The following is a 19,964-nucleotide window of genomic DNA, read 5'->3' on the forward strand; positions in this document are numbered from 1 at the left end:
TTACTAATTAGTTATTTTTTTAAAATATAAATTTTTTATTCCATTAATAATATTTTCTGACAGGTTAAGTAACCACTTAATCTGTTCAGAAACTAATTGAACTTCGTGCAATTGAATTTTCATTTCCTCGGTAATTAATTTACCTTCCATTATTTCTTCATCGCGCTGTTTAGATAGGTTTTTAAAATAATTTTCATAAAATTCTTCAGCCTTTTTCAATTCATTAGTCTCAATTTTCTCATAAGAAACTTCATTGTTTAACAATTTTATTGAAACCTCTAAATTATTTGAAATATGTGCAACATACGTTTCAAAGTGAGAAGGAACTTTCATTGTTTTATTTGTTCTTAAAAACATTCCTAATGAAGATAATGAAGATAAAAATGTGTTATTAAATGTTACCAATTCGTAAATAATCCCCAAATCTTTCTTTTTTGATTTTGGTTCTTGATTCATTCTCTGATAAGCTGCATTTAAATCTCCTATTTTTAAAAACGATTCTTTTCGAGCTAATTTATATGAAGTTGGAACTTCTCCTTTTTTATGATAATACGCTTCAATCTCTTTTAAAAATATTTTGTTAGCTTTAATTGCATCGCACAAAAACTCATCTATATTTTGAATTTGCCAAGCTGGCCATAAAAAATAATTTGCAATAAATGCAAGTGATGCTCCAATAATTGTATCTAATACTCTAAATTTTATTACTTCTAAAATATTTGGTTCTAACGAAGCATATACAAAAATCACATTTAACGTTATAAAAATTGCTGCATTTCTATAGTTTAATTGAATTAATGATAACGCTATTGGCAACGACAAAACTGCTATTACTCCGTAAACAATGGTGTTTTGTGTAATAAAAATAATACTAATAGCTATTGCTGCACCTATAAGAGTTCCAATTACTCTGTTTTTTGAGCGTTCTTTTGTTAAACCATAACTTGGTCTCATTATTACAACCAAAGTTAGCAATACCCAATAAGCATTTTGCATTTCAAACAAATTACCAATTACAAAGCCAATTAGCATCATAATTGATAACCGAAGAGAGTGCTTAAAAATTGGTGATTTAAAATTAAAATTAGCCCATAGCTTTTTTAAATCGTAATCTTGTGGAGTTATAAATCGTTCGGCATCTTTAATACCAACAATTGAATTATTATGAATATAATTATTTAAAATCCGCTCAATCCCATTTATTCTTTGTGCCTGTTTTTCTTGATAGGTTTTTAAGTTTAGCAACATTATAGTTCCAACTCTAGACTTAGGTAAGCCAACTAAAATACGGTAATAATCAATTTGAGTTTGTATATTAAGTAAGGTTTTCTGTATTTCCTTGTTTTCTTGTAATTCCTCCTCATTTAAAATTACTTTAGAAATATGAATTAACTGGTTCCCAATCTCTGTCATTAATTTTGTGAATTCTGAAATTTTTTCTAAATGACCTTCAAAAATCAAATCAAACTTATCATAGTCAACAGGATTTGAAACGGCTAAATCAAACATTTCCATCAATTGAGAAAACAATAATTGTTGTCTTCTTGTTCTATTAGAAAAACCTGCATTTAGACGCTTTCTTAATATTACTTCTCTAATTTTTTCGTGATTATCATTTAATTCCGTTTGAAGTTCAAATAATCTTTTAAAAAGTATATCTCTTTGATCTTTTTCTATTAATAATTTTCCTCTAATTTTTAAAAATTCGGCTGTTTTCTCAATCGTTTCAACAAATAATTCATCCGTTTGAATTTTCGGAAATAAAAATGTGGCAAGCATAATTAAAGACAAAAACCAAAAGCCTCCTAAAGCAACAAGAAATGAATGATCTAATAAAGACATTATTGAATTATCGTGAGCAAAACTCAACACAATTGCTAATAAACCCGCAAAAGAAACCATTGATGCCCTAAATCCGAATATTGAAATATATGAAACCGAAAATACAAGAATTGCTAATACCGGTAAAAAAACATAATTATTTGAAGATACAGTTCCAACTAAAAGCGTCATTAAAAACGCTAAAAATATAGCACTTAACAATCCAAAAAATAAATGCTTTTTGCTGCCAGGTGCATAAGCCGGCGAACAAAATAATACACCCAAAGAAACGCTAAATCCCAAACTTACATTGTTAAGAATAAAATTTGCAAATAAAATTGGTGCTATCATTGCAATAGCCATTACAACAGCTTTTACAAAGTTTACACTTTTAAAAAATCTTTTTAATTTGGACAACATATAAAAACAATAATTTGCAAATTTACATAGTATTTATTTATTGAAACATTTTAAAAATTATATTATTGTTAATTCAATTTGAGTTAATTCTAAAAAACAAAAAAAGCAATCCACCCATTTTTTAACATTTTTTATATAATTTTTGAGTTAAATTTGCTCCCAACAAAAAAACAAACTTATGAAATCATTTTTTTCAATATTATTAATAACATTATTCATTTCTTGTAACTCATCTGATGATGACACACTAAAATCTTTAGGTCAAACAGAAGAAGACATAGTTGCATATATTGCTGCTAATAATTTAACTGCTGAACGAAGCGAAACAGGACTATATTATATAGTTGAAGAAGAAGGTGACGGAGACTTTGTAGATATTAAGGCTACGGTTAATGTAAAATACACGGGATATTTTTTAGACGGAACCGTTTTTGACTCTAGCGACTCTGAAGGCTATACGTTTCAATTAGTTAATTTAATTAGAGGTTTTTCTGAAGGATTAACAAATTTTAAAAAAGGAGGAAAAGGAAAAATCTTAATTCCGCCAAGCTTAGGTTACGGAAGTTATGGATCTAATATTATTCCTGGAGATGCTGTCTTGATTTTTGATATTGAGATTTTAAACGTTTATAATCCGCAAACTGAAGATAATATAATTGCTTATTTAGCTGAAAATAATTTGGTTGCAGAAGATAATGGTGAAGGGGTATATTATATTGTTGAAAATGAAGGTGATGGAGATCCAATAAATGAAAATTCTGTTGTCACTATAAATTATACAGGATACCTTTTAGACGGTACCGAGTTTGAAAAAAGTCCCGATGGAGGTTCTACACTATATTTAGCTAATACCATTTCTGGCTTTTCTGAAGGAATATCTTTTTTTAACGTTGGAGGAAAAGGAACAATCTTTATAGTACCCGAATTGGCTTATGGAGAAAATGGATATTCAAATACAATTCCTCCCAATACCGTAGTAGCTTTTGATATTGAAGTTTTATCGAAAAACTAAAATAATTAAAATAAACAAAAAAGCTCATTTAAAATAAATGAGCTTTTTTGTTTTATCTAATAGATGAAATAAAATCAGGAATTGATTTTATACCATTTTTAGACAAATTATTTACAAAAGCTGAACCAATAATTGCACCTTTTGCATTTAATGTTGCTTGTTTAAAAGTTTCGGCATTAGAAATACCAAAACCAATTACTTGAGGAGCTTTTAAACTCATAGCTGCTATTCTATCAAAATAAGTTTTTTGAGTGTCTCCAAAGCTATTTTTAGCTCCTGTAACCCCTGCCGAACTTACCATATAAATAAATCCGTTTGAAATACTATCAATAAAACGAATACGTTCATCGGAAGTTTGAGGTGTTATTAAAAACACATTTATAATTCCGTATTTCTCAAATATTGCTTTATAATTCTCATTGTAATCTTGCACAGGTAAATCTGGAATAATTAAACCATCTATTCCAATTTCAGCACATTTTTTACAGAAAGCTTCCACTCCATATTGCATCATTGGATTAAAATATCCCATAATAATTAAAGGAATTGAAACTGTTTTTCTAATATCCTTCAATTGATTAAATAATACTTCGGAAGTCATTCCATTTTCTAAAGCAGCTGTAGAACTTTCCTGAATTGTTGGGCCATCAGCTAAAGGATCACTAAACGGCAAGCCAATTTCAATAAAATCGACACCGCTTTTTTCTAAACTTTCAATAACCTCAACAGTATCATTTAATTTAGGATAACCAGCTGTAAAATATATAGAAAGTAGCTTCTTATCTTCTTGTAATTTTTTATTAATTCTGTTCATTTTCTACAACTTAAAATATTTTATATACGTATTTAAATCCTTGTCTCCCCTTCCGGACAAGTTCAACACAACTACATCGTCTTTTTTAAACTTCTTACTATTAAAAACAGCCAATGCATGCGAACTTTCAATAGCTGGAATAATTCCTTCTAATTCACATAATTCCAAACCGGCATTCATAGCTTCATCATCTGTAATTGAAATAAACTCTGCGCGTTTACTTTCACATAAATGTGCATGTAAAGGTCCAACACCTGGATAATCTAATCCAGCGGAAATTGAATATGGTTCAATAATTTGTCCATCTTTAGTTTGCATTAACAAGGTTTTACTACCATGAATAACACCTTCATTTCCTAAAACACTTGTTGCGGCACTTTCACCAGAATCAACTCCTAAACCTGCTGCTTCAACAGCTATTAAACCAACTTCTTTATCATCTAAATAATGATAAAATGCTCCTGCAGCATTACTTCCACCTCCAACACAAGCAATTACATAATCCGGATTTTCTTTTCCTTCTTTTTCTTTTAATTGCCATTTAATTTCTTCGGATATAACCGATTGAAACCTTGCAACCATATCTGGATATGGATGTGGCCCAACAACAGAACCAATAATATAATGAGTATCAACCGGATTGTTAATCCAATCTCTAATCGCTTCATTTGTAGCATCTTTTAATGTTCTACTTCCTGATAATGCCGGTATTACCGTTGCACCCAACATTTTCATACGTGCAACATTTGGTGCCTGACGAGCGATGTCAATTTCACCCATATAAACAATACACTCCAAGCCCATTAATGCACAAACCGTTGCTGTAGCAACTCCGTGCTGTCCTGCTCCAGTTTCGGCAATAATTCTATTTTTACCTAAACGCTTTGCCATTAAAATTTGCCCAATAGTATTGTTAACCTTGTGAGCACCTGTATGACATAAATCTTCTCGCTTTAAGTAGATTTTTGTATTGTACTTTTCAGACAAACGCTTTGCAAAATACAAAGGTGTTGGTCGTCCAACATATTCTTTTAGTAATTCATCAAATTCTTTTTTAAAAGAATCCTCTTGCATTATTTTTAAATAATTCTGACGTAGTTCTTCTACATTTGGATATAACATTTCTGGAATATAAGCTCCACCAAACTGTCCATAATATCCGTTTTCATCTACAAAATAACTCATTATAAATTTTGTTTAAATTCTTTAATATTTGCTATATTTTTTAACGCTGGTTTAATTTCAAAACCACTGTTTATATCAACTCCTGCAAATGCACTGTGCGAAATTTTCTTAATTTCTTCAGCATCCACTTTTGAAATTCCTCCACTTAATAAAAATGGGGTTTCTCCATTATAATTATCTAAAACTTGCCAATTAAATTTAACTCCGTTACCACCATAATCTTTTCCTTTGGTATCAAAAAGTAAGTAATCACAAACTTTTTGATAAGCTTCCGTTTTAGTAAAATCAAAATTCTCATCTAGTGAAAATGCTTTAAAAATTTCAACTTCCCTAATTAATAAAACTCTTAACTCTTCAACATATTCAGGAGATTCTTTTCCATGTAGTTGAATTGCTTCTAGCTTATTTTCTTCAGCAATCTCAATTACTTCATCAATACTTTCATTTACAAAAACTCCAACCTTTTTAATTTTAGAAGGAATTTCTATTTTTGGAAAATTAGTTACAAAACGCTTCGATTTACTATAAAAAATAAACCCAATATAATCTGGTTCTAATTTTATTAGTTCCGAAATATTTTCGGCATCTCGCATTCCACAAACTTTAATTTTCATTTTCTTATCCTATTTGATCAATAAATTCTTTACAAGCTTCGCCAGGGTTTTCAGTTTTCATAAAATTTTCACCTATTAAAAACCCTTGAAAACCATATTCTTTTAACCCTGTAATTACTCTTGGATCGTTTAATCCACTTTCTGAAACTTTAATACAACTATCAGGAATTTGGCTAGCTAACTCAATTGAGTGTTCTAAATCAACTTCAAAAGTTTTTAAATTTCGGTTATTAATCCCAATAATTTTATTATCCAATTCTATTTTATCTAGTTCTTGTTTGTTATGAACTTCATACAAAACATCTAATCCAAGATCTTCAGCTAATTTTCCGTAATTTTTCAACTCTTCTTTTGTTAAACAAGCCGCAATTAGTAAAATCACATCAGCACCAATTGCCTTTGCTTCAACAATCTGAAACCCATCAACAATAAAATCTTTGCGAAGTATTGGTGTTGTATCTTGGATAGCACGAGCTTTCATTACATCAATTATATTTCCCCCAAAAAAATGATTATCTGTTAAAATAGATTGTGCTGCGACTTTAGCTTGCAAATATCCTTCGGTTACTTCTTCAATAGTTGCCTTATCATTAATAATTCCTTTTGATGGAGATTGACGTTTAAATTCGGCAATAATTCCTGTAGAACCAATTGTTAGCAAACTCTTTTTTAAAGAAATTGGTGTTCTTTGAAAATTTGGACTTTTAACCAATTTTTCAACTTGAACTTCTTTTCTTAATTGGGCAACTTCTTGCTTTTTATGTGCTATTATTTTATCTAAAATGTTCATTTTCTATGCTTCTTTCATTCCTGAATTGGCAGGAATTTTATTTTACATCTTTAATTTATCTACATTCCTATGTTCATAGGAATAACACTTTCTATTCTTTTCGTTACACTGATACAAGTTCAGCTTCACGATTTAACTCACTAATTTTTTTAAACATTCTTTTGCTTTTAACCCTAGTAATGAATCCTTTGCTTCTTCAAAAGCATCTTCAAAAGATTTATTTACATCAAATGTTTTTAATGCGAATGCTGCATTTGTTATTACTGTATTATTTTGTGCTTCAGTTCCATTACCATCTAATATTGAAACAAATATTTTGGCCGATTCTTCGACAGAGTGACCTCCAAAAATCTCCGATTGCTCTAAACGTCTTAAACCTAAACTTTCAGGGGTTATTACTTGTTCATTATTTTTTGTAAACAACTTAAAACCACTTGTTAACGAAATTTCATCATAACCATCCAGGCTATGAACTATTGCATAGTTTTGATTCGTTTCTTGCAATAAATAATTATATAGTCTTGCAACTTCTAAACTAAAAACTCCAACCATCTGATTTTGAGGATTACTTGGATTTACCAAAGGTCCTAACATATTAAAAAAGGTTTTCATTCCTAATTCCCTTCTTACAGGTCCAACAGCTTTCATTGCTGGGTGAAACAACGGTGCATGTAAAAAACAAATATTTGCTTTTTGTACTTGTTTTATTAAAGTTTCTTCATCATTTGTAAATTTATAACCTAAATATTCCAACATATTTGATGAACCACTTACTGAGGACGAGCTATAATTACCATGTTTTGCAACCTTATTCCCTGTACCGGCAACAATAAAAGATGTTAAGGTTGAAATATTAAATGTATCTTTTCCATCTCCTCCTGTTCCACATAAATCAATGGTATTAAAATCTGATAAATCAATTTTTACGGACAGCTCTAATAATGCTTCTCTAAAACCTGATAATTCATCAACAGAAACTGGACGCATTAAAAACACCGTTAAAAATGAAGCTATTTGCGTATTATTAAATTTCCCTGAAGCAATTTCTATTAATATTCCTTTTGCTTCTTTTTTAGTTAAGCTTTGTTGCTCAAATAATTTAGTTAATATTGTTTTCATTTTTTACATGCATCTAAAAAATTACGAACCATTTTTTCACCTGTTGGAGTTAAAATCGATTCCGGGTGAAACTGTACCGCACTAATATTATACTTTTTATGTTGTAGACTCATAATATCTCCAAACTCATCTTCTGCTGTAATGTCCAATTCATTTGGAAAATCTTTTTTTGAAGCAATCCAAGAATGGTAACGAGCTGCTTTGAACTCCTCTGGAAAATCTTTATAAATAACCGCGTTTTCTTTTGTTACTTTCATTGTAGTTGCAACACCGTGAAATACTTCATCTAAATTTTCTAAACTTCCTCCAAAAACTTCTGTTATCGCTTGTAAACCTAAACACACTCCAAAAATTGGTTTTTTTCCAGCGTAGGCTCGTATGGTTTCTTTTAAAATTCCTGCTTCATCTGGAATTCCAGGTCCTGGTGACAAAATTATTACATCAAATTCGTTTATTGCATGAATGGCTATTTCATCATTTCTAAATACAGTTGGATATTCACCTGTAATATCCTCAACCATATGTACCAAATTATAGGTAAATGAATCGTAATTATCTAATATTAAAATTTTCATGTTCTAAATTTTTTCTGCTAAGATTAATGCTTTTTTCAAAGCAGCTAATTTGTTATTTACTTCTTGCAATTCACCTTCTTCTGTAGATTTCATTACAATTCCTGCCCCTGCTTGGTAATACAATGTGTTTTTCTTGCTAACAAAAGATCGAATAGCAATCGCCAAGTTTACACTATTATCTAACCCTATAAAACCAACAGCTCCGCCATAAAAACCACGTGTTTGGTTTTCATAAGTATCAATCAGTTCCATTGCTTTAAATTTTGGTGCTCCACTTAACGTTCCAGCTGGAAATGTATCTCCAACAATTTCTATAGCTTTTCCTTTGGGTTTACCTTGAACTGTAGAAACTAAATGAATTACGTGACTAAAATACTGTACTTCTTTAAACACCTCAACATTTACGTCACTAGCGTGTTTACTTAAATCGTTACGCGCTAAATCTACCAGCATTACGTGCTCTGCTGTTTCTTTTTGATCTTTTGATAGTTTTTCACCTAACAAAATATCTTTTGCCATATCTCCTGTTCTTCTAAAAGTTCCAGCGATAGGATTAATAATTGCTTTTTCTGCATCAATTTTAATTTGTGCTTCTGGTGAAGATCCCATTAATTTAAAACTTCCATAGTCGAAATAAAACAAATATGGCGAAGGATTTATAGAACGTAACGCTCTGTATACATTAAACTCATCTCCAGAAAATGATTGTTGAAATTGACGTGATAATACAATCTGAAAAACATCCCCACGTTTACAATGCTGCTTTGCTTTGGCTACATTGTTTTTGAAATACTCATCGGTGCAATTGGATGATTCTTTACCATCCATATCAAATTTATACAATCCATAAGTTCTTGAATTAATCAAGGTTTCTATTTCATGTATTCTAGACTTCTCTCCTTCTTCAATATTTTCAATTAAAGTCAGTTCATCATTAAAATGATTGATTGCAATTATAAAACGAAAAAAACTAAATTGTAAGTCTGGAATTTCAGACGGCGCCTTTGCAGCTTTTAATTTAATGGTTTCAAAATATTGAATAGAATTATAAGAAATATAGCCATAAAACCCATTAAATGATTTAATTGCTTCATCACAAGACACATCAACGGTGCTCTTATATTCTTCAAAAATTGAATAGAAATCCCGATTAATTTCTTTAGAATCCAATTCTTTGTTTTTATAACTATAAGTAAATTTATTTTTATCTGCTTTTAAAGTAACTATTGGATCTGCACATAAAAAAGTATAACTTTCTTCTTTACTATGATAATCAGAACTTTCAAGTAATAAACTATTGGCGTACTTGTCTCTAATTTTAGAATACAAGCCTACTGGCGTTACAGTATCTGCCAATTGTTGTTTTGAAATTGTTTTAAATTTTAATCTTTTCATTTTTTTCTTAAATAAAAAAGGACTTATCGCGAGATAAGTCCTTTTTGTTATATATTAATTTTAAATATAAATGGATGCTTCTCGCTTATTGCATAAGAGAGTTCCACCACCAAATAATATTTAAATTTGAATTCTTCATTTCGATGACAAATTTAACATTCATTTTTAAATGAACAAATTATTCATTGAAAATTTATTTTATTAAATTTACTAAAAACATAATTATGAATTATTCTTATAAAATTGCCATACTATTTACATTTTTAATAATTACGAATGTAAATTCTCAACAGAAATTAAAAGGAAATAAAGAAGTAAAAACAGAAGATAGAAATATATCGGATTTTAATAGAATTGAAGTTATTGACGATGTTGATGTAGAGTTGGTTTACAATGAATTTCAATCGGTACGAGTAGAAGCTGACTCTAATTTACAAAACAGTATTTTAACTGAAGTAAGTAATGGAACTTTAAGCATTAAATTAAATGACAAAATAATTAGAAAAAAAGCGCTAACTATTCACATTGATGTAAACAAAAGCATAAAAGATATTTCTGTTTACAATAATGCAAATATAAAATCAAACAACTCTTTATCTATTGATACACTTGTGGTAAATGCATTTGACAATGCCGATATAAGTTTAAAATTAAATTCTAAATTACTACACATTAATTCTAAAAAAACAAGTGATTTAAAACTTGAAATTTTAACGAATGAAATTAATATTAGAGGTGAAGAAACCTCAGATATTAAGGCTGTTTTAGACTCTAAACTAACGGTAATTAATTTAATAGATAAATCCTCATTAAACTTAACTGGATCAACAAGTTGGACAAACATTGACACCTCTGGAAACAGTTCATTTAAAGGGAAAAATTTTACCTCAAAAGAAATTGATTTAAACGCAACAAATTCGTCAAACGTTTGGGTTAATGCGAAAGAATCTATAGATGTACGTGCTAAAAACTCCTCTCAAGTATACATTTATGCCAATCCTAAAATAACCTTATTAGAATTTTTTGATAAAGCTACCTTATATAAAAAGGAACTCTAGTTAAACCAAACTTAATATTTGAACTACTATAATAAGTAATACCATTGCAATAGGATAAACAGTTGCATAAGCCACCGCCGGTGCATCCGTATCTACTAGGTTATCAACAGCTGCTAAACCAGGCGTACTTGTCATACTACCCGTTAAAGTACCTAGTATGGTTAAAATATTTAATTTTAACACATAGGTTGCAAAAATTGCTGTAATTATCATTGGAATTAATGTAATTACAATACCATAGATAAATAATTCAATTCCATATTCTAAAAACGTTTCTACAAGACTAGAACCTGCACTAGTACCAACTGCTGCCAAGAAAAAGAGCAATCCAAACTGTCTCAATAGTTGATTGGCTGCACCCGTCATAGTCCACATAATTGGTCCTGTTTTACCTGTTCGCCCTAAAACTAGAGCTACTAATAATATACCTCCGGTTAAACCTAAACTAAATGAAAAAGTACTAAAATTAATACTTAATTTCCCTACTAGAATACCTAATATAATTCCGGTTGCGATAGGTAAAAAATCTGTATTGGAAAGTTTGCTTGTGTCGTCTCCAAAAATACGACTTACATGTTTCATTGTATCTTTATGACAAACAACAATTAATTTATCACCAAATTGTAATTTTGTTGATGGGCTAGGAGAAATATTAATACCTGAACGACGTATTCTAGTTACGGTTGCTCGGTATGTCTCTAAAATATTTAATTGTCCCAATGTTTTTTTAACCACATCTTTGTTTGTAACTAGTACCGATCGAATATCAAAATTATTATCTGAAGGAATTTCTTGATCAGTTTCGTTACCAATTAACAATTTTACTCTTTCAAGAGCATCATTTGTACCAACTGCTTTAACAATATCTCCTTTATGAAACACTATTTTTGGTTCGGGTACAATTACAACTCCATCGTGCATAATTCTAGAAATGACAGCTTTGGTCATAAATCGAATATTTAACTCTCCTAAAGTTTTACCAATAACGTTTTCATTTTCAACAACAAAATATTTTCTTGTTATTTCAGGAAAACCTGTAAGCACCTCTTTTTTATATGTTTCTTCTGCACTTTTAAGATTTACACGAAGAATTTTAGGTAAAAAACTTACAAATAAAATAACACCAATTACACCAAAAGGGTAACCAATACCATATCCTATAGATGCCAATGGAGAACCTGTTGCGTCAATAGCTGCTGCCAATCCAGGCGTACTTGTTAACGATCCATTTAACAGCCCAATACACAAGTTCTTATCTACTCCTAAAAAATAATATATTAAAAATGTAATAAGCCCTGCACTTACAATTAGCATACTCGCAAGCATTGCCAATTCTCTTCCATTTTTTTTAAATGATTCAAAAAAACTTGGTCCGGCCTGGATTCCAATCGTAAAAATGAATAGTACCAATCCTAAATATTGAAAATCTTTTGGCACAACAACACCATAATGACCAAAAACCAAGGCTACAAATATTACTGCCGAAACATCTAATGAAATACCTTTTATTTTAATGCGGCCAATTATAAAACCAATTAAAATAATTAAAAACAATACAAAATAACTATTAGCTAATAAATTCATAATTATAATTTTTTGAAGAACAAAATTACTTAGTATTTCAGACTCATTTAATAATTAATTGCAGTAATCACGAAAACGATTGCAATAAAAAATATTGAATACAAAAAACCCAAGTAAAAACTTGGGTTTGAAATATCACATGCTAATTTTTAATCTAGAGCTCCCAAATATCTTTCGGCATCAAGTGCTGCCATACAACCTGTTCCTGCCGCAGTTACAGCTTGTCTATATTCTTTATCCTGAACATCTCCTGCTGCAAAAACACCTGGTAAGTTTGTTTTTGTAGATTTTCCTTTTGTAATTAGGTAACCTGTATCATCCATTTCTAAAATTCCTTTAAAAATATCTGTATTAGGTTTATGCCCAATTGCTACAAACAAACCGGTTACATCAATTACTTCTTTTTCTCCAGTTATATTGTTAAAAACTCGAACACCTTCAACAACTTTATCTCCCAAAACCTCATCTATTTCGGTATTATATTTAACCTCAAGGTTTTTAGTTTTATTAACTCTATGTTGCATAGCTTTGGACGCTCTCATATAATCCTTTCTAACCAAAACTGTAACTTTTTTACAAATATTAGCCAAATAAGTTGCCTCCTCAGCTGCGGTGTCTCCTGCTCCAACAACTACTACATCTTGATTTCTATAAAAGAATCCATCACAAGTTGCACAAGCCGAAACTCCTCCTCCAATTAGTCGTTGTTCACTTTCTAATCCCAAATATTTTGCAGTTGCGCCTGTAGAAATAATAACTGTTTGAGCCTCTATTTGCTTGGTCTCATCAACAGTAATTTTATGAACCCCTCCTACTTCCGAACTCAAATCTACACTTGTAACTAGTCCAAACCTAACTTCGGTACCAAAACGTTCTGCTTGATTTTTTAAATCTTCCATCATTGCTGTGCCGTCCGTTCCATTTGGATAACCAGGAAAATTATCAACTTCGGTTGTAGTTGTTAATTGACCTCCCATTTGCATACCTGTATACATAACTGGTTTTAAATCAGCACGCGCAGCATAAATAGCTGCCGTATAACCTGCTGGTCCTGAACCAATAATTAAACATTTTATTTTTTCTATTGTGTCTGACATCATTTATTCATTTTAATTTTTAGAGAAACAAATTTATGGCATTTTATTAGATATTAACACCAATGTTTATAATTTTTAATAATGCTTTTATAAGCTTTTGTAATAGGTCTTATTTTAATCAATAAACCCCTAAATAAATTGTATTTTTGAATAAATTTTAACATTTTATGAATATAAAAAATGCAATTACGTCTCAAGAAGAATTAGAAAATATTTTAGTTTTAAATGAGGCTGTACTACTCTATTTCAAAACTAACTCTTGTGTAGTTGGAGAAGCTGTTGAACCAAAAATAAACGACCTAATTAAATCTAAATTTCCAAAAATTAAAACTTTTAGTGTTGACATGAATTTGGCTCCAAATATTGCGGCAAATTATTCTGTATTTGTAGAACCTACTGTTATTGTATTTTTTCAAGGAAAAGAAACAATTAAAAAAAGCAGAAGCTTTAGTATTTTAGAGCTTGAAGAAACTCTAAAACGACCTTATGAACTTATTTTTGAATAATAACTTGCAAAATATATTATTAGTATTATCTTTGCAGTCCGAAATTATTCGGGGTGTAGCGTAGCCCGGTTATCGCGCCACGTTTGGGACGTGGAGGCCGCAGGTTCGAATCCTGCCACCCCGACAAAAAAAGCTTTTCACTAATTGTGAAAGGCTTTTTTTATTTATATCTAATTTAGCAATTCAGAATTGTTAAGAATAAGCTCTATTTTTTTTATTATTACGGTAATTTGACTCATTTGTGCTTCAATATTTCTAAAATAAATACTAATATCTCTATTTACCCAACTTTCAGATATAACTCTTGCTCCCAAACTAATCCTTAAAATTGCACTTTGAATATCATTTCCATATTTTACATTTACAGCTTGTCCAATATGACATTTTTGAGCTGCAAGTCTCATTATTTCAAGGGAAGAATCTTTAAATTGTTCTGAAAGATCAGAATTTAGCAACGTGTAAAGTTTTTTCACTTTATCAACATCTAGCACTTCATTATTATTATTAAGAATAAAAAACGGAAAAATAGTACGAATATTTCTAAGTCCAAACTCTTCAGAATTATACGAGTTAATTTTAGTTTCTTCTTTAAAAAGAGGTTCTAAAAACGAGGAATCCTTGATGGAATCTTCAACAAAATTACAAAACATTTCAATCCCTAAATTTCTATATAAAATTGGTGTTTTGTAATACCTATCCATTTCAACTATAGCTGCATTCCAACGCATATAAGAACCATAATTAAATCCATCTGATAAATCTTTTGAACAAAACCAAGTAGTTGGCCAATCGGTATGGTTGTAATAATTATTTAAACCTTTTGGTAATTTTTTCTTAACCGCATCAATTGTTTTGCTTACACTTTTTGGCACAATTAACGCTCCAGAATAAGGAGGCCCAGTAAAATATTTACTACCTGTTATGGTAACTATATAACCCTTATTTAAATAATTTTGTATGTCTTTTGGATCTAATCTAAGTTGAGAACCATCTACAATTATTTGAATTGAAAGATTATGAAGCTTATCTAATTTTTTTATCATTTCTACACTAGGCGATTGGTAGCCTAGCTTTGATTGATCCATTGTATGCAGCACAACATGCCTTCCTAAATCATTGGTTTTTGAAATTGCATTTAAAACTTCGTCATCCAATTGAGCTACTGTTTTTAATTCGCCTTTTTCATTTTTTAAAGGAATTTCAATTAAATCAACATCTTTAAAACCCTCAACCGTATCTCCTTTTTTAACGGGATAATTGAGTGCTGTTGTATTTTCAAAATGACATCCTTTTAATGCTGCAGGAACTCCACTGCCGGTTTCATCCGAAGCGACTAAAACATGTGTAATTTTTTTATCTGAAATAATTTGAGTTATTGCCGCTATTTGAAGAGAAGAATCTGTACCCGATGGAGAAAATATAATTTGACATTCATCATTTATTTTTAGTGCTTTCCTTAGGTTATTCTTTAATAATTCTGAAAATTCTAAAGTTGTATTTTTAAAACCTTTTTTTAAACTATTTTGAATTAAAATAGTCCTTGTTTTATCGGTTTTATCAAAAGCAAAGTTTGACACGCTTGTTGCAGTAGATGAAGCAAAAGTAAATGCTTCTGGTCTTGGAAAAGGTCTACAACCATATTTATTAAGCAATTGAAACTCATCTATATTTAGCCTAAGATCTCCACCCGACATTAATAAATATTCAGTTGGTTTAGCGAGATTTTCAAGAATAGAATTCCAAGACTCTTCAACATTTTTATTTGAACAACTTAATCCATGAAACGACTGGAGCTCATTATGCTTTTGTAAAAATTGCTCGTTAAAATCTTCATTTTTCCTAAACTTATCAATTAAAAAATAATCGAGTTTTTCCAATTTTTCTTTATCCTCTTTTGGAAGCAAATCATAAAACACCTGAGTAACTTTTAAGGCCGCCAAATCACATAAAATAGTATTAGATTTATCGTTACCCAAAGACTTATACCAAACTTGCCATTCTATTCCATATCTTAAATAAATCAACGCTAAAACGGGCTTATCTAAAAAAGCTGAACCAATTTTTATAGATTTATTTGGAACTATTTTAAATAAATTTGGCTCTCTGTTAGTTGTAATAATGTTTATACTGTTTATTTTAGGAACTGTATTGAATCTTTTTAAAACTCTGACCAGATAATTTACATTTTCTTTTTCAAATAAGCTTGTTCTTTTATATTGATCTTCAATAAGTATATTGTTTGTCATAAGTAATTTATTAAAAAATAAATTTATTAAATTTATTTGTATTGTGTTAGTTTTTAAAGCGAGTATCCGCCCGAAGATTTTCAATTGGCAAGTTTTCAGGCTTATCCAACCATCCAGATTTAGTATTTATTCTGTTATCAAACCTTGAAAAAAAAGGCTTTATGTCAATTAAAGGTGTTTCATTTAGCATATCAACCATTTCAATATGGATTATATTTTTTTCAATTCCCAACAGTTTAACGGTTGAAAAGCCAATTGAATTTGGACGTTTTGGTGATTTTGTGGCAAATATCCCGTGCTCTAATGTATCCATAAAAGGTTTTACAGTTAAATTATAGCCTTTTATTTTATGAAAATAATACAAAAGTGTTATATGTGAAAACCCATCCAAATCCTTAAGCCCTTCTATATATTCAGGAAATAGTGCAATATAACCTTTTATCCCTTTCGCTGCTAGTGGTTGAATTGGCATTCCTTCAACATTATTAAAAGGAGTATGAACAATTCCAATAGGATTTATAGTTATTTGTTTTAATTCCATTTTTAAAAATTTAAAATCATCCCTGTTTTTAGTTGTTCTATATTAAAATTTATATAAAAAGCAGCTAGTGCAGGCAAAGCAGTACAATGTGATGGATATATACTATTAATATTATTATTTTTAAGAAAATTTATAGTATTTATAGTTTGTTGATTGTTATGCTTTAAATGAAAACCACCAATTACCAATCTTACTTTATTAATACCAGTAACTTTCTGTGCGTAACTTATAATATTACAAATTCCCGAATGTGAACAACCTGTAATTATTACTAACTCTTTATTTTGCACAATAGCTATTGCAGAATCATCAATTACAAAATCAGGTTTTCCAAATTCATCTAAAAATGGTGTTTCTTTTGCTTCAAAATCATTTAACCTTGGAATTTGTCCTAAAAAAACAACGCTATCTGAAATATAATATGGTTCTTCTTTTAAAACTAAGTTAAATTTTTGCTTGAGTTCACTTTTTGGTAGGCTTAGCCCAATATTAGCCGTTTCATTTTTTCTGAATCTCTTAATAAAAGCATTGGGATGAGCAATTAACGTTTTATTTTGAAGATATTTTAATCCATCTCCGTGATCCCAATGACCGTGACTAAGAACAACCTTATTTACTTCTTTTTGAATATTAATTCCGAGTTTACTGGCATTTTTTATAAAAACATCTGTATGCCCAGTATCAAACAATATTGTTTCACCTTTATGCTCAATTAAATAAGATAATCCATGTTCTGCAAGAAATACAGATCCTGCGCAATTTTCCGTAAGTACAGTTATTTTCATAAACACTCACTTTTAAATTCGGGCTCTAGCGTTTCCAATACAAATTTAGGAACAGCTATTGGTAAACGCGATTGACTGTCTACAAAAACAACAGTAGATTTAGCTCTACTCAATAAGGTATTGTGTTCATTTTTTATTTCAAATTCGAAATTAACACGCACTTGCGGCATTTCTTTAATAGTTGTTTTAATTGATATAAGTTCATCGAAATGAGCTGGTTTTTTATACTTTATATCAAAAGAAATTACAGGCAACAATATCTGATTTTTCTCAAATTCACTCTCGTAAATCCCAAACTTCCTTAACATTTCTGTACGTGCTTGATGGCAATAAGAAACATAGTTAGCATGGTATACATACCCCATTTGATCTACTTCCCCATACCGAGGTCTAAATTTAAAAATATCAGTTATCATAACACTGATATTCTTGCTCTTCCTCATTTAACAAATGTCCCATTCGAATTTCTTTTGTATTTAAGTAATCTTTATTAAATTTATTTGATTTTATTAATAACGGAATGCGATTAACAACTTCGACTCCATACTGCTCTAAACCATTAATTTTCTCAGGATTATTGGTTATTAATTTTACTTTATTAACACCAATAGCAATTAGAATCTCGGCTCCAATTTTATAATTTCTCTCATCTGCAGCAAATCCAAGATGCAAGTTTGCCTCGAGTGTATCAAAACCCTGCTCTTGTAATTTATATGCCTTTACTTTGTTCATTAACCCTATTCCCCTTCCTTCTTGTTGTAAATACACAATTACACCTTTGCCAATGGTCTCAATCATTTTCATAGCCTCAATTAACTGCTCTCCACAATCGCATTTTAAGGAGCCAAACAAATCTCCGGTAGCACAAGCAGAATGAATTCTAGTAAAAACAATTTCGTTTAACTTAAAATCGCCCTTAATTAATGCAATATGCTCTACTCCATTTAAATTTTCTTGAAATGGTATAAGTTTAAAATGACCATATTTAGTAGGCAGTTGAATAGTTTCCCCTTGGGTAATAGTTGAATTTTTTTGATTCATTAGAACAGCTTATTTACTAATTGTAAATTTTTGATATTGAATATAGTTTTAGTCTAAAATGAAGCTTATATTTTTCCATTAATTGAATGAAAAAATTCAATTAAAATGGTTTTATAAACTCATATTAATGACCGCAACTGTGACCGTCACCATCTCCATGGTGATGTTCGTGCTGTAAACAACTTTCCCCACTATCAATTAGCTGTCCATTAATATATTGAGCAAGAATGTCGGTCACATTTCCTGAACAACCACGTAACACATCAATGCCTGAATTATTTAAAACATTAATTGCGCCTGCTCCTATACCTCCCGCAAGCATTAAAGTAACACCTTGCATAGCTAAAACACTGGCTATATTAGATTTACACCCACAACCTTGCTCCGATTCTAATATTTGAGCATTAATAATTTCATTTTTATCAGAAATTGTATAAATACCGTAGAATTCACATTGACCAAAATGGTCTTCTAATTGATTATTTTCAGAAACTGGAATTGCTATTTTTTTCATTTTTTAAATATTATAATATTAATCTTTCTTTTTGTGTACTTTTTTTCTTTGCCCTTTGCCGTTGCAGTGTTGCTTTCCTTTTCTAGCTCCCAAGTCTACAATTTCTTTTTTTTCGGCTTCAGTTTTTCGACATTTTCCTAGTTTTCGTCCCGATTTTGGTCCTAAGCCATCCGGACCTTTGTGATCTAAATTAGGCATAACTTTATTATTTAATTTTATTAATTCATCTTCACTATAATCAATACAATTCTTACATTTTTTTTGATTTCTAGGGTTTTCTATTAAATTATAGCACTTTGCACATCGATACCATTCCTTATCCAATTCATAATTTCCACCTTCAAATTCAATAGCTTTTCCTTCTACAAATGCTTTTGCAATATTTTTTAATGCCTTGTTATAAATACGTGTTAAAGTTGGTCGAGAAATGTTCATTTGTTCTGCCGCTTTATCTTGAGGAAGCCTGTTATACGTAACCAAACGAATACTTTCGTACTCTTCGAATGTTAATTTTATCTTTTCAATTTTGCATAATGGAATACCAAAAGGTTTAAAACCTTGCATAAGTGGCGGTCTGCCTATTTTCCTGTTTTTCTCTGGTCGAGGCATTAATAATTAAAATTTCATTAGAAATAAAATACAAATATAATGAACCTACGTTCATAATAAAATTAATTAATCAAATTTTACAAAATATTAACTAAATAATTTTTGAGAGTGAATTTGAACTTATTTTTTTAAAAATTGATGAGAATCATACCGATAAATCTATTTAAACCAACAATTTAAACTAAAAGTGACCATCCTCATTGTTACCAAATAAATTACCTTTTACCTTCACATTAGT

The 19,964-nt window shown here is 30.0% G+C and carries 20 protein-coding genes and 1 tRNA gene; 4 read left to right on the top strand and 17 right to left on the bottom strand.

Translation table 11 applies throughout. The features are described from left to right. Positions 1–3: 3 nt before the first annotated feature. Entirely contained in the window at positions 4–2,241 is a 2,238-nt protein-coding gene (locus Q0776_RS10895; protein WP_298368052.1) for an FUSC family membrane protein, read from the bottom strand. 178 nt (positions 2,242–2,419) lie between these two features. Here Q0776_RS10895 and Q0776_RS10900 point away from each other — a divergent pair, with 178 nt between their 5' ends. Beyond that, a complete protein-coding gene (locus Q0776_RS10900; RefSeq protein WP_298368054.1) occupies positions 2,420–3,253 on the top strand; it encodes an FKBP-type peptidyl-prolyl cis-trans isomerase in 834 nt (277 codons plus the stop codon). 52 nt (positions 3,254–3,305) lie between these two features. On the opposite strand, the gene trpA is transcribed toward Q0776_RS10900, so the two are convergent. The 7 genes from trpA to Q0776_RS10935 all read right to left on the bottom strand — a co-directional run bounded on the left by trpA (position 3,306) and on the right by Q0776_RS10935 (position 9,745). Beyond that, positions 3,306–4,067, bottom strand: coding sequence for a tryptophan synthase subunit alpha (trpA, locus tag Q0776_RS10905; protein ID WP_298368055.1), 762 nt, complete (start codon positions 4,065–4,067; stop codon positions 3,306–3,308). 3 nt (positions 4,068–4,070) lie between these two features. After that, a complete protein-coding gene (trpB, locus tag Q0776_RS10910; protein WP_298368057.1) occupies positions 4,071–5,252 on the bottom strand; it encodes a tryptophan synthase subunit beta in 1,182 nt (393 codons plus the stop codon). Continuing rightward, on the bottom strand, positions 5,252–5,866 hold the full coding sequence (locus tag Q0776_RS10915; protein ID WP_298368058.1) for a phosphoribosylanthranilate isomerase: 615 nt from the start codon (positions 5,864–5,866) through the stop codon (positions 5,252–5,254). Before Q0776_RS10915 ends, trpB begins: the two co-directional genes overlap by 1 nt. Positions 5,867–5,870: 4 nt before the next feature. After that, positions 5,871–6,656 (bottom strand): indole-3-glycerol phosphate synthase TrpC, encoded by a 786-nt coding sequence (gene trpC / locus Q0776_RS10920; protein WP_298368061.1) that lies wholly within the window; start codon positions 6,654–6,656, stop codon positions 5,871–5,873. Between the two features lie 132 nt (positions 6,657–6,788). Continuing rightward, complete coding sequence (gene trpD, locus Q0776_RS10925; RefSeq protein WP_298368063.1) at positions 6,789–7,775, bottom strand: anthranilate phosphoribosyltransferase; 987 nt, start codon at positions 7,773–7,775, stop codon at positions 6,789–6,791. Then, complete coding sequence (locus Q0776_RS10930) at positions 7,772–8,350, bottom strand: aminodeoxychorismate/anthranilate synthase component II (RefSeq protein WP_298368065.1); 579 nt, start codon at positions 8,348–8,350, stop codon at positions 7,772–7,774. The genes trpD and Q0776_RS10930 overlap by 4 nt, the downstream gene beginning before the upstream one ends. Positions 8,351–8,353: 3 nt before the next feature. Next, positions 8,354–9,745: an anthranilate synthase component I family protein gene (locus Q0776_RS10935; protein ID WP_298368067.1), complete on the bottom strand. Its 1,392-nt coding sequence runs from the start codon at positions 9,743–9,745 to the stop codon at positions 8,354–8,356. Between the two features lie 224 nt (positions 9,746–9,969). Here Q0776_RS10935 and Q0776_RS10940 point away from each other — a divergent pair, with 224 nt between their 5' ends. Continuing rightward, the gene (locus tag Q0776_RS10940) at positions 9,970–10,803 is read left to right on the top strand and encodes a DUF2807 domain-containing protein (RefSeq protein ID WP_298368068.1); all 834 of its coding nucleotides are present in this window, start codon (positions 9,970–9,972) and stop codon (positions 10,801–10,803) included. Here Q0776_RS10940 and Q0776_RS10945 read toward each other — a convergent pair whose 3' ends face one another. Then, positions 10,804–12,387, bottom strand: coding sequence for a TrkA C-terminal domain-containing protein (locus Q0776_RS10945; protein ID WP_298368070.1), 1,584 nt, complete (start codon positions 12,385–12,387; stop codon positions 10,804–10,806). A gap of 149 nt (positions 12,388–12,536) precedes the next feature. Further along, positions 12,537–13,484, bottom strand: coding sequence for a thioredoxin-disulfide reductase (gene trxB, locus Q0776_RS10950; RefSeq protein WP_298368545.1), 948 nt, complete (start codon positions 13,482–13,484; stop codon positions 12,537–12,539). Positions 13,485–13,651: 167 nt separating this feature from the next. Here trxB and Q0776_RS10955 point away from each other — a divergent pair, with 167 nt between their 5' ends. Together Q0776_RS10955 and Q0776_RS10960 are read left to right on the top strand one after the other, a co-directional pair. Then, a complete protein-coding gene (locus Q0776_RS10955) occupies positions 13,652–13,990 on the top strand; it encodes a thioredoxin family protein (protein WP_298368073.1) in 339 nt (112 codons plus the stop codon). A gap of 49 nt (positions 13,991–14,039) precedes the next feature. Beyond that, positions 14,040–14,114: transfer RNA gene (locus Q0776_RS10960), tRNA-Pro, on the top strand. A 46-nt stretch (positions 14,115–14,160) separates the two neighbouring features. On the opposite strand, the gene Q0776_RS10965 is transcribed toward Q0776_RS10960, so the two are convergent. The 7 genes from Q0776_RS10965 to Q0776_RS10995 form a co-directional block, all read right to left on the bottom strand. Then, on the bottom strand, positions 14,161–16,236 hold the full coding sequence (locus Q0776_RS10965; protein ID WP_298368075.1) for a hypothetical protein: 2,076 nt from the start codon (positions 16,234–16,236) through the stop codon (positions 14,161–14,163). 46 nt (positions 16,237–16,282) lie between these two features. Beyond that, entirely contained in the window at positions 16,283–16,777 is a 495-nt protein-coding gene (tsaA, locus tag Q0776_RS10970; protein ID WP_298368077.1) for a tRNA (N6-threonylcarbamoyladenosine(37)-N6)-methyltransferase TrmO, read from the bottom strand. A 2-nt stretch (positions 16,778–16,779) separates the two neighbouring features. Continuing rightward, on the bottom strand, positions 16,780–17,562 hold the full coding sequence (locus tag Q0776_RS10975; RefSeq protein ID WP_298368078.1) for an MBL fold metallo-hydrolase: 783 nt from the start codon (positions 17,560–17,562) through the stop codon (positions 16,780–16,782). Continuing rightward, positions 17,559–17,978: a thioesterase family protein gene (locus tag Q0776_RS10980; protein ID WP_298368080.1), complete on the bottom strand. Its 420-nt coding sequence runs from the start codon at positions 17,976–17,978 to the stop codon at positions 17,559–17,561. Before Q0776_RS10980 ends, Q0776_RS10975 begins: the two co-directional genes overlap by 4 nt. Continuing rightward, positions 17,968–18,603 (bottom strand): GTP cyclohydrolase II, encoded by a 636-nt coding sequence (gene ribA, locus Q0776_RS10985; RefSeq protein ID WP_298368082.1) that lies wholly within the window; start codon positions 18,601–18,603, stop codon positions 17,968–17,970. Before ribA ends, Q0776_RS10980 begins: the two co-directional genes overlap by 11 nt. A 124-nt stretch (positions 18,604–18,727) precedes the next feature. Next, complete coding sequence (locus tag Q0776_RS10990) at positions 18,728–19,117, bottom strand: NifB/NifX family molybdenum-iron cluster-binding protein (RefSeq protein ID WP_298368085.1); 390 nt, start codon at positions 19,115–19,117, stop codon at positions 18,728–18,730. Between the two features lie 18 nt (positions 19,118–19,135). Beyond that, positions 19,136–19,726, bottom strand: a complete 591-nt coding sequence (locus Q0776_RS10995) for a DUF134 domain-containing protein (protein ID WP_298368087.1) — start codon at positions 19,724–19,726, stop codon at positions 19,136–19,138. Between the last annotated feature and the right edge of the window lie 238 nt (positions 19,727–19,964).

The sequence above is a fragment of the uncultured Lutibacter sp. genome (assembly GCF_947495725.1).
In the GTDB taxonomy this organism is placed as follows: domain Bacteria; phylum Bacteroidota; class Bacteroidia; order Flavobacteriales; family Flavobacteriaceae; genus Lutibacter.

Bases quoted from the DNA above. Each gene is read 5' to 3' on its own strand.
- Q0776_RS10895 (WP_298368052.1), bottom strand. From the start codon at position 2,241: ATGTTGTCCAAATTAAAAAGATTTTTTAAAAGTGTAAACTTTGTAAAA.
- Q0776_RS10900 (WP_298368054.1), top strand. From the start codon at position 2,420: ATGAAATCATTTTTTTCAATATTATTAATAACATTATTCATTTCTTGT.
- trpA (WP_298368055.1), bottom strand. From the start codon at position 4,067: ATGAACAGAATTAATAAAAAATTACAAGAAGATAAGAAGCTACTTTCT.
- trpB (WP_298368057.1), bottom strand. From the start codon at position 5,252: ATGAGTTATTTTGTAGATGAAAACGGATATTATGGACAGTTTGGTGGA.
- Q0776_RS10915 (WP_298368058.1), bottom strand. From the start codon at position 5,866: ATGAAAATTAAAGTTTGTGGAATGCGAGATGCCGAAAATATTTCGGAA.
- trpC (WP_298368061.1), bottom strand. From the start codon at position 6,656: ATGAACATTTTAGATAAAATAATAGCACATAAAAAGCAAGAAGTTGCC.
- trpD (WP_298368063.1), bottom strand. From the start codon at position 7,775: ATGAAAACAATATTAACTAAATTATTTGAGCAACAAAGCTTAACTAAA.
- Q0776_RS10930 (WP_298368065.1), bottom strand. From the start codon at position 8,350: ATGAAAATTTTAATATTAGATAATTACGATTCATTTACCTATAATTTG.
- Q0776_RS10935 (WP_298368067.1), bottom strand. From the start codon at position 9,745: ATGAAAAGATTAAAATTTAAAACAATTTCAAAACAACAATTGGCAGAT.
- Q0776_RS10940 (WP_298368068.1), top strand. From the start codon at position 9,970: ATGAATTATTCTTATAAAATTGCCATACTATTTACATTTTTAATAATT.
- Q0776_RS10945 (WP_298368070.1), bottom strand. From the start codon at position 12,387: ATGAATTTATTAGCTAATAGTTATTTTGTATTGTTTTTAATTATTTTA.
- trxB (WP_298368545.1), bottom strand. From the start codon at position 13,484: ATGTCAGACACAATAGAAAAAATAAAATGTTTAATTATTGGTTCAGGA.
- Q0776_RS10955 (WP_298368073.1), top strand. From the start codon at position 13,652: ATGAATATAAAAAATGCAATTACGTCTCAAGAAGAATTAGAAAATATT.
- Q0776_RS10965 (WP_298368075.1), bottom strand. From the start codon at position 16,236: ATGACAAACAATATACTTATTGAAGATCAATATAAAAGAACAAGCTTA.
- tsaA (WP_298368077.1), bottom strand. From the start codon at position 16,777: ATGGAATTAAAACAAATAACTATAAATCCTATTGGAATTGTTCATACT.
- Q0776_RS10975 (WP_298368078.1), bottom strand. From the start codon at position 17,562: ATGAAAATAACTGTACTTACGGAAAATTGCGCAGGATCTGTATTTCTT.
- Q0776_RS10980 (WP_298368080.1), bottom strand. From the start codon at position 17,978: ATGATAACTGATATTTTTAAATTTAGACCTCGGTATGGGGAAGTAGAT.
- ribA (WP_298368082.1), bottom strand. From the start codon at position 18,603: ATGAATCAAAAAAATTCAACTATTACCCAAGGGGAAACTATTCAACTG.
- Q0776_RS10990 (WP_298368085.1), bottom strand. From the start codon at position 19,117: ATGAAAAAAATAGCAATTCCAGTTTCTGAAAATAATCAATTAGAAGAC.
- Q0776_RS10995 (WP_298368087.1), bottom strand. From the start codon at position 19,726: ATGCCTCGACCAGAGAAAAACAGGAAAATAGGCAGACCGCCACTTATG.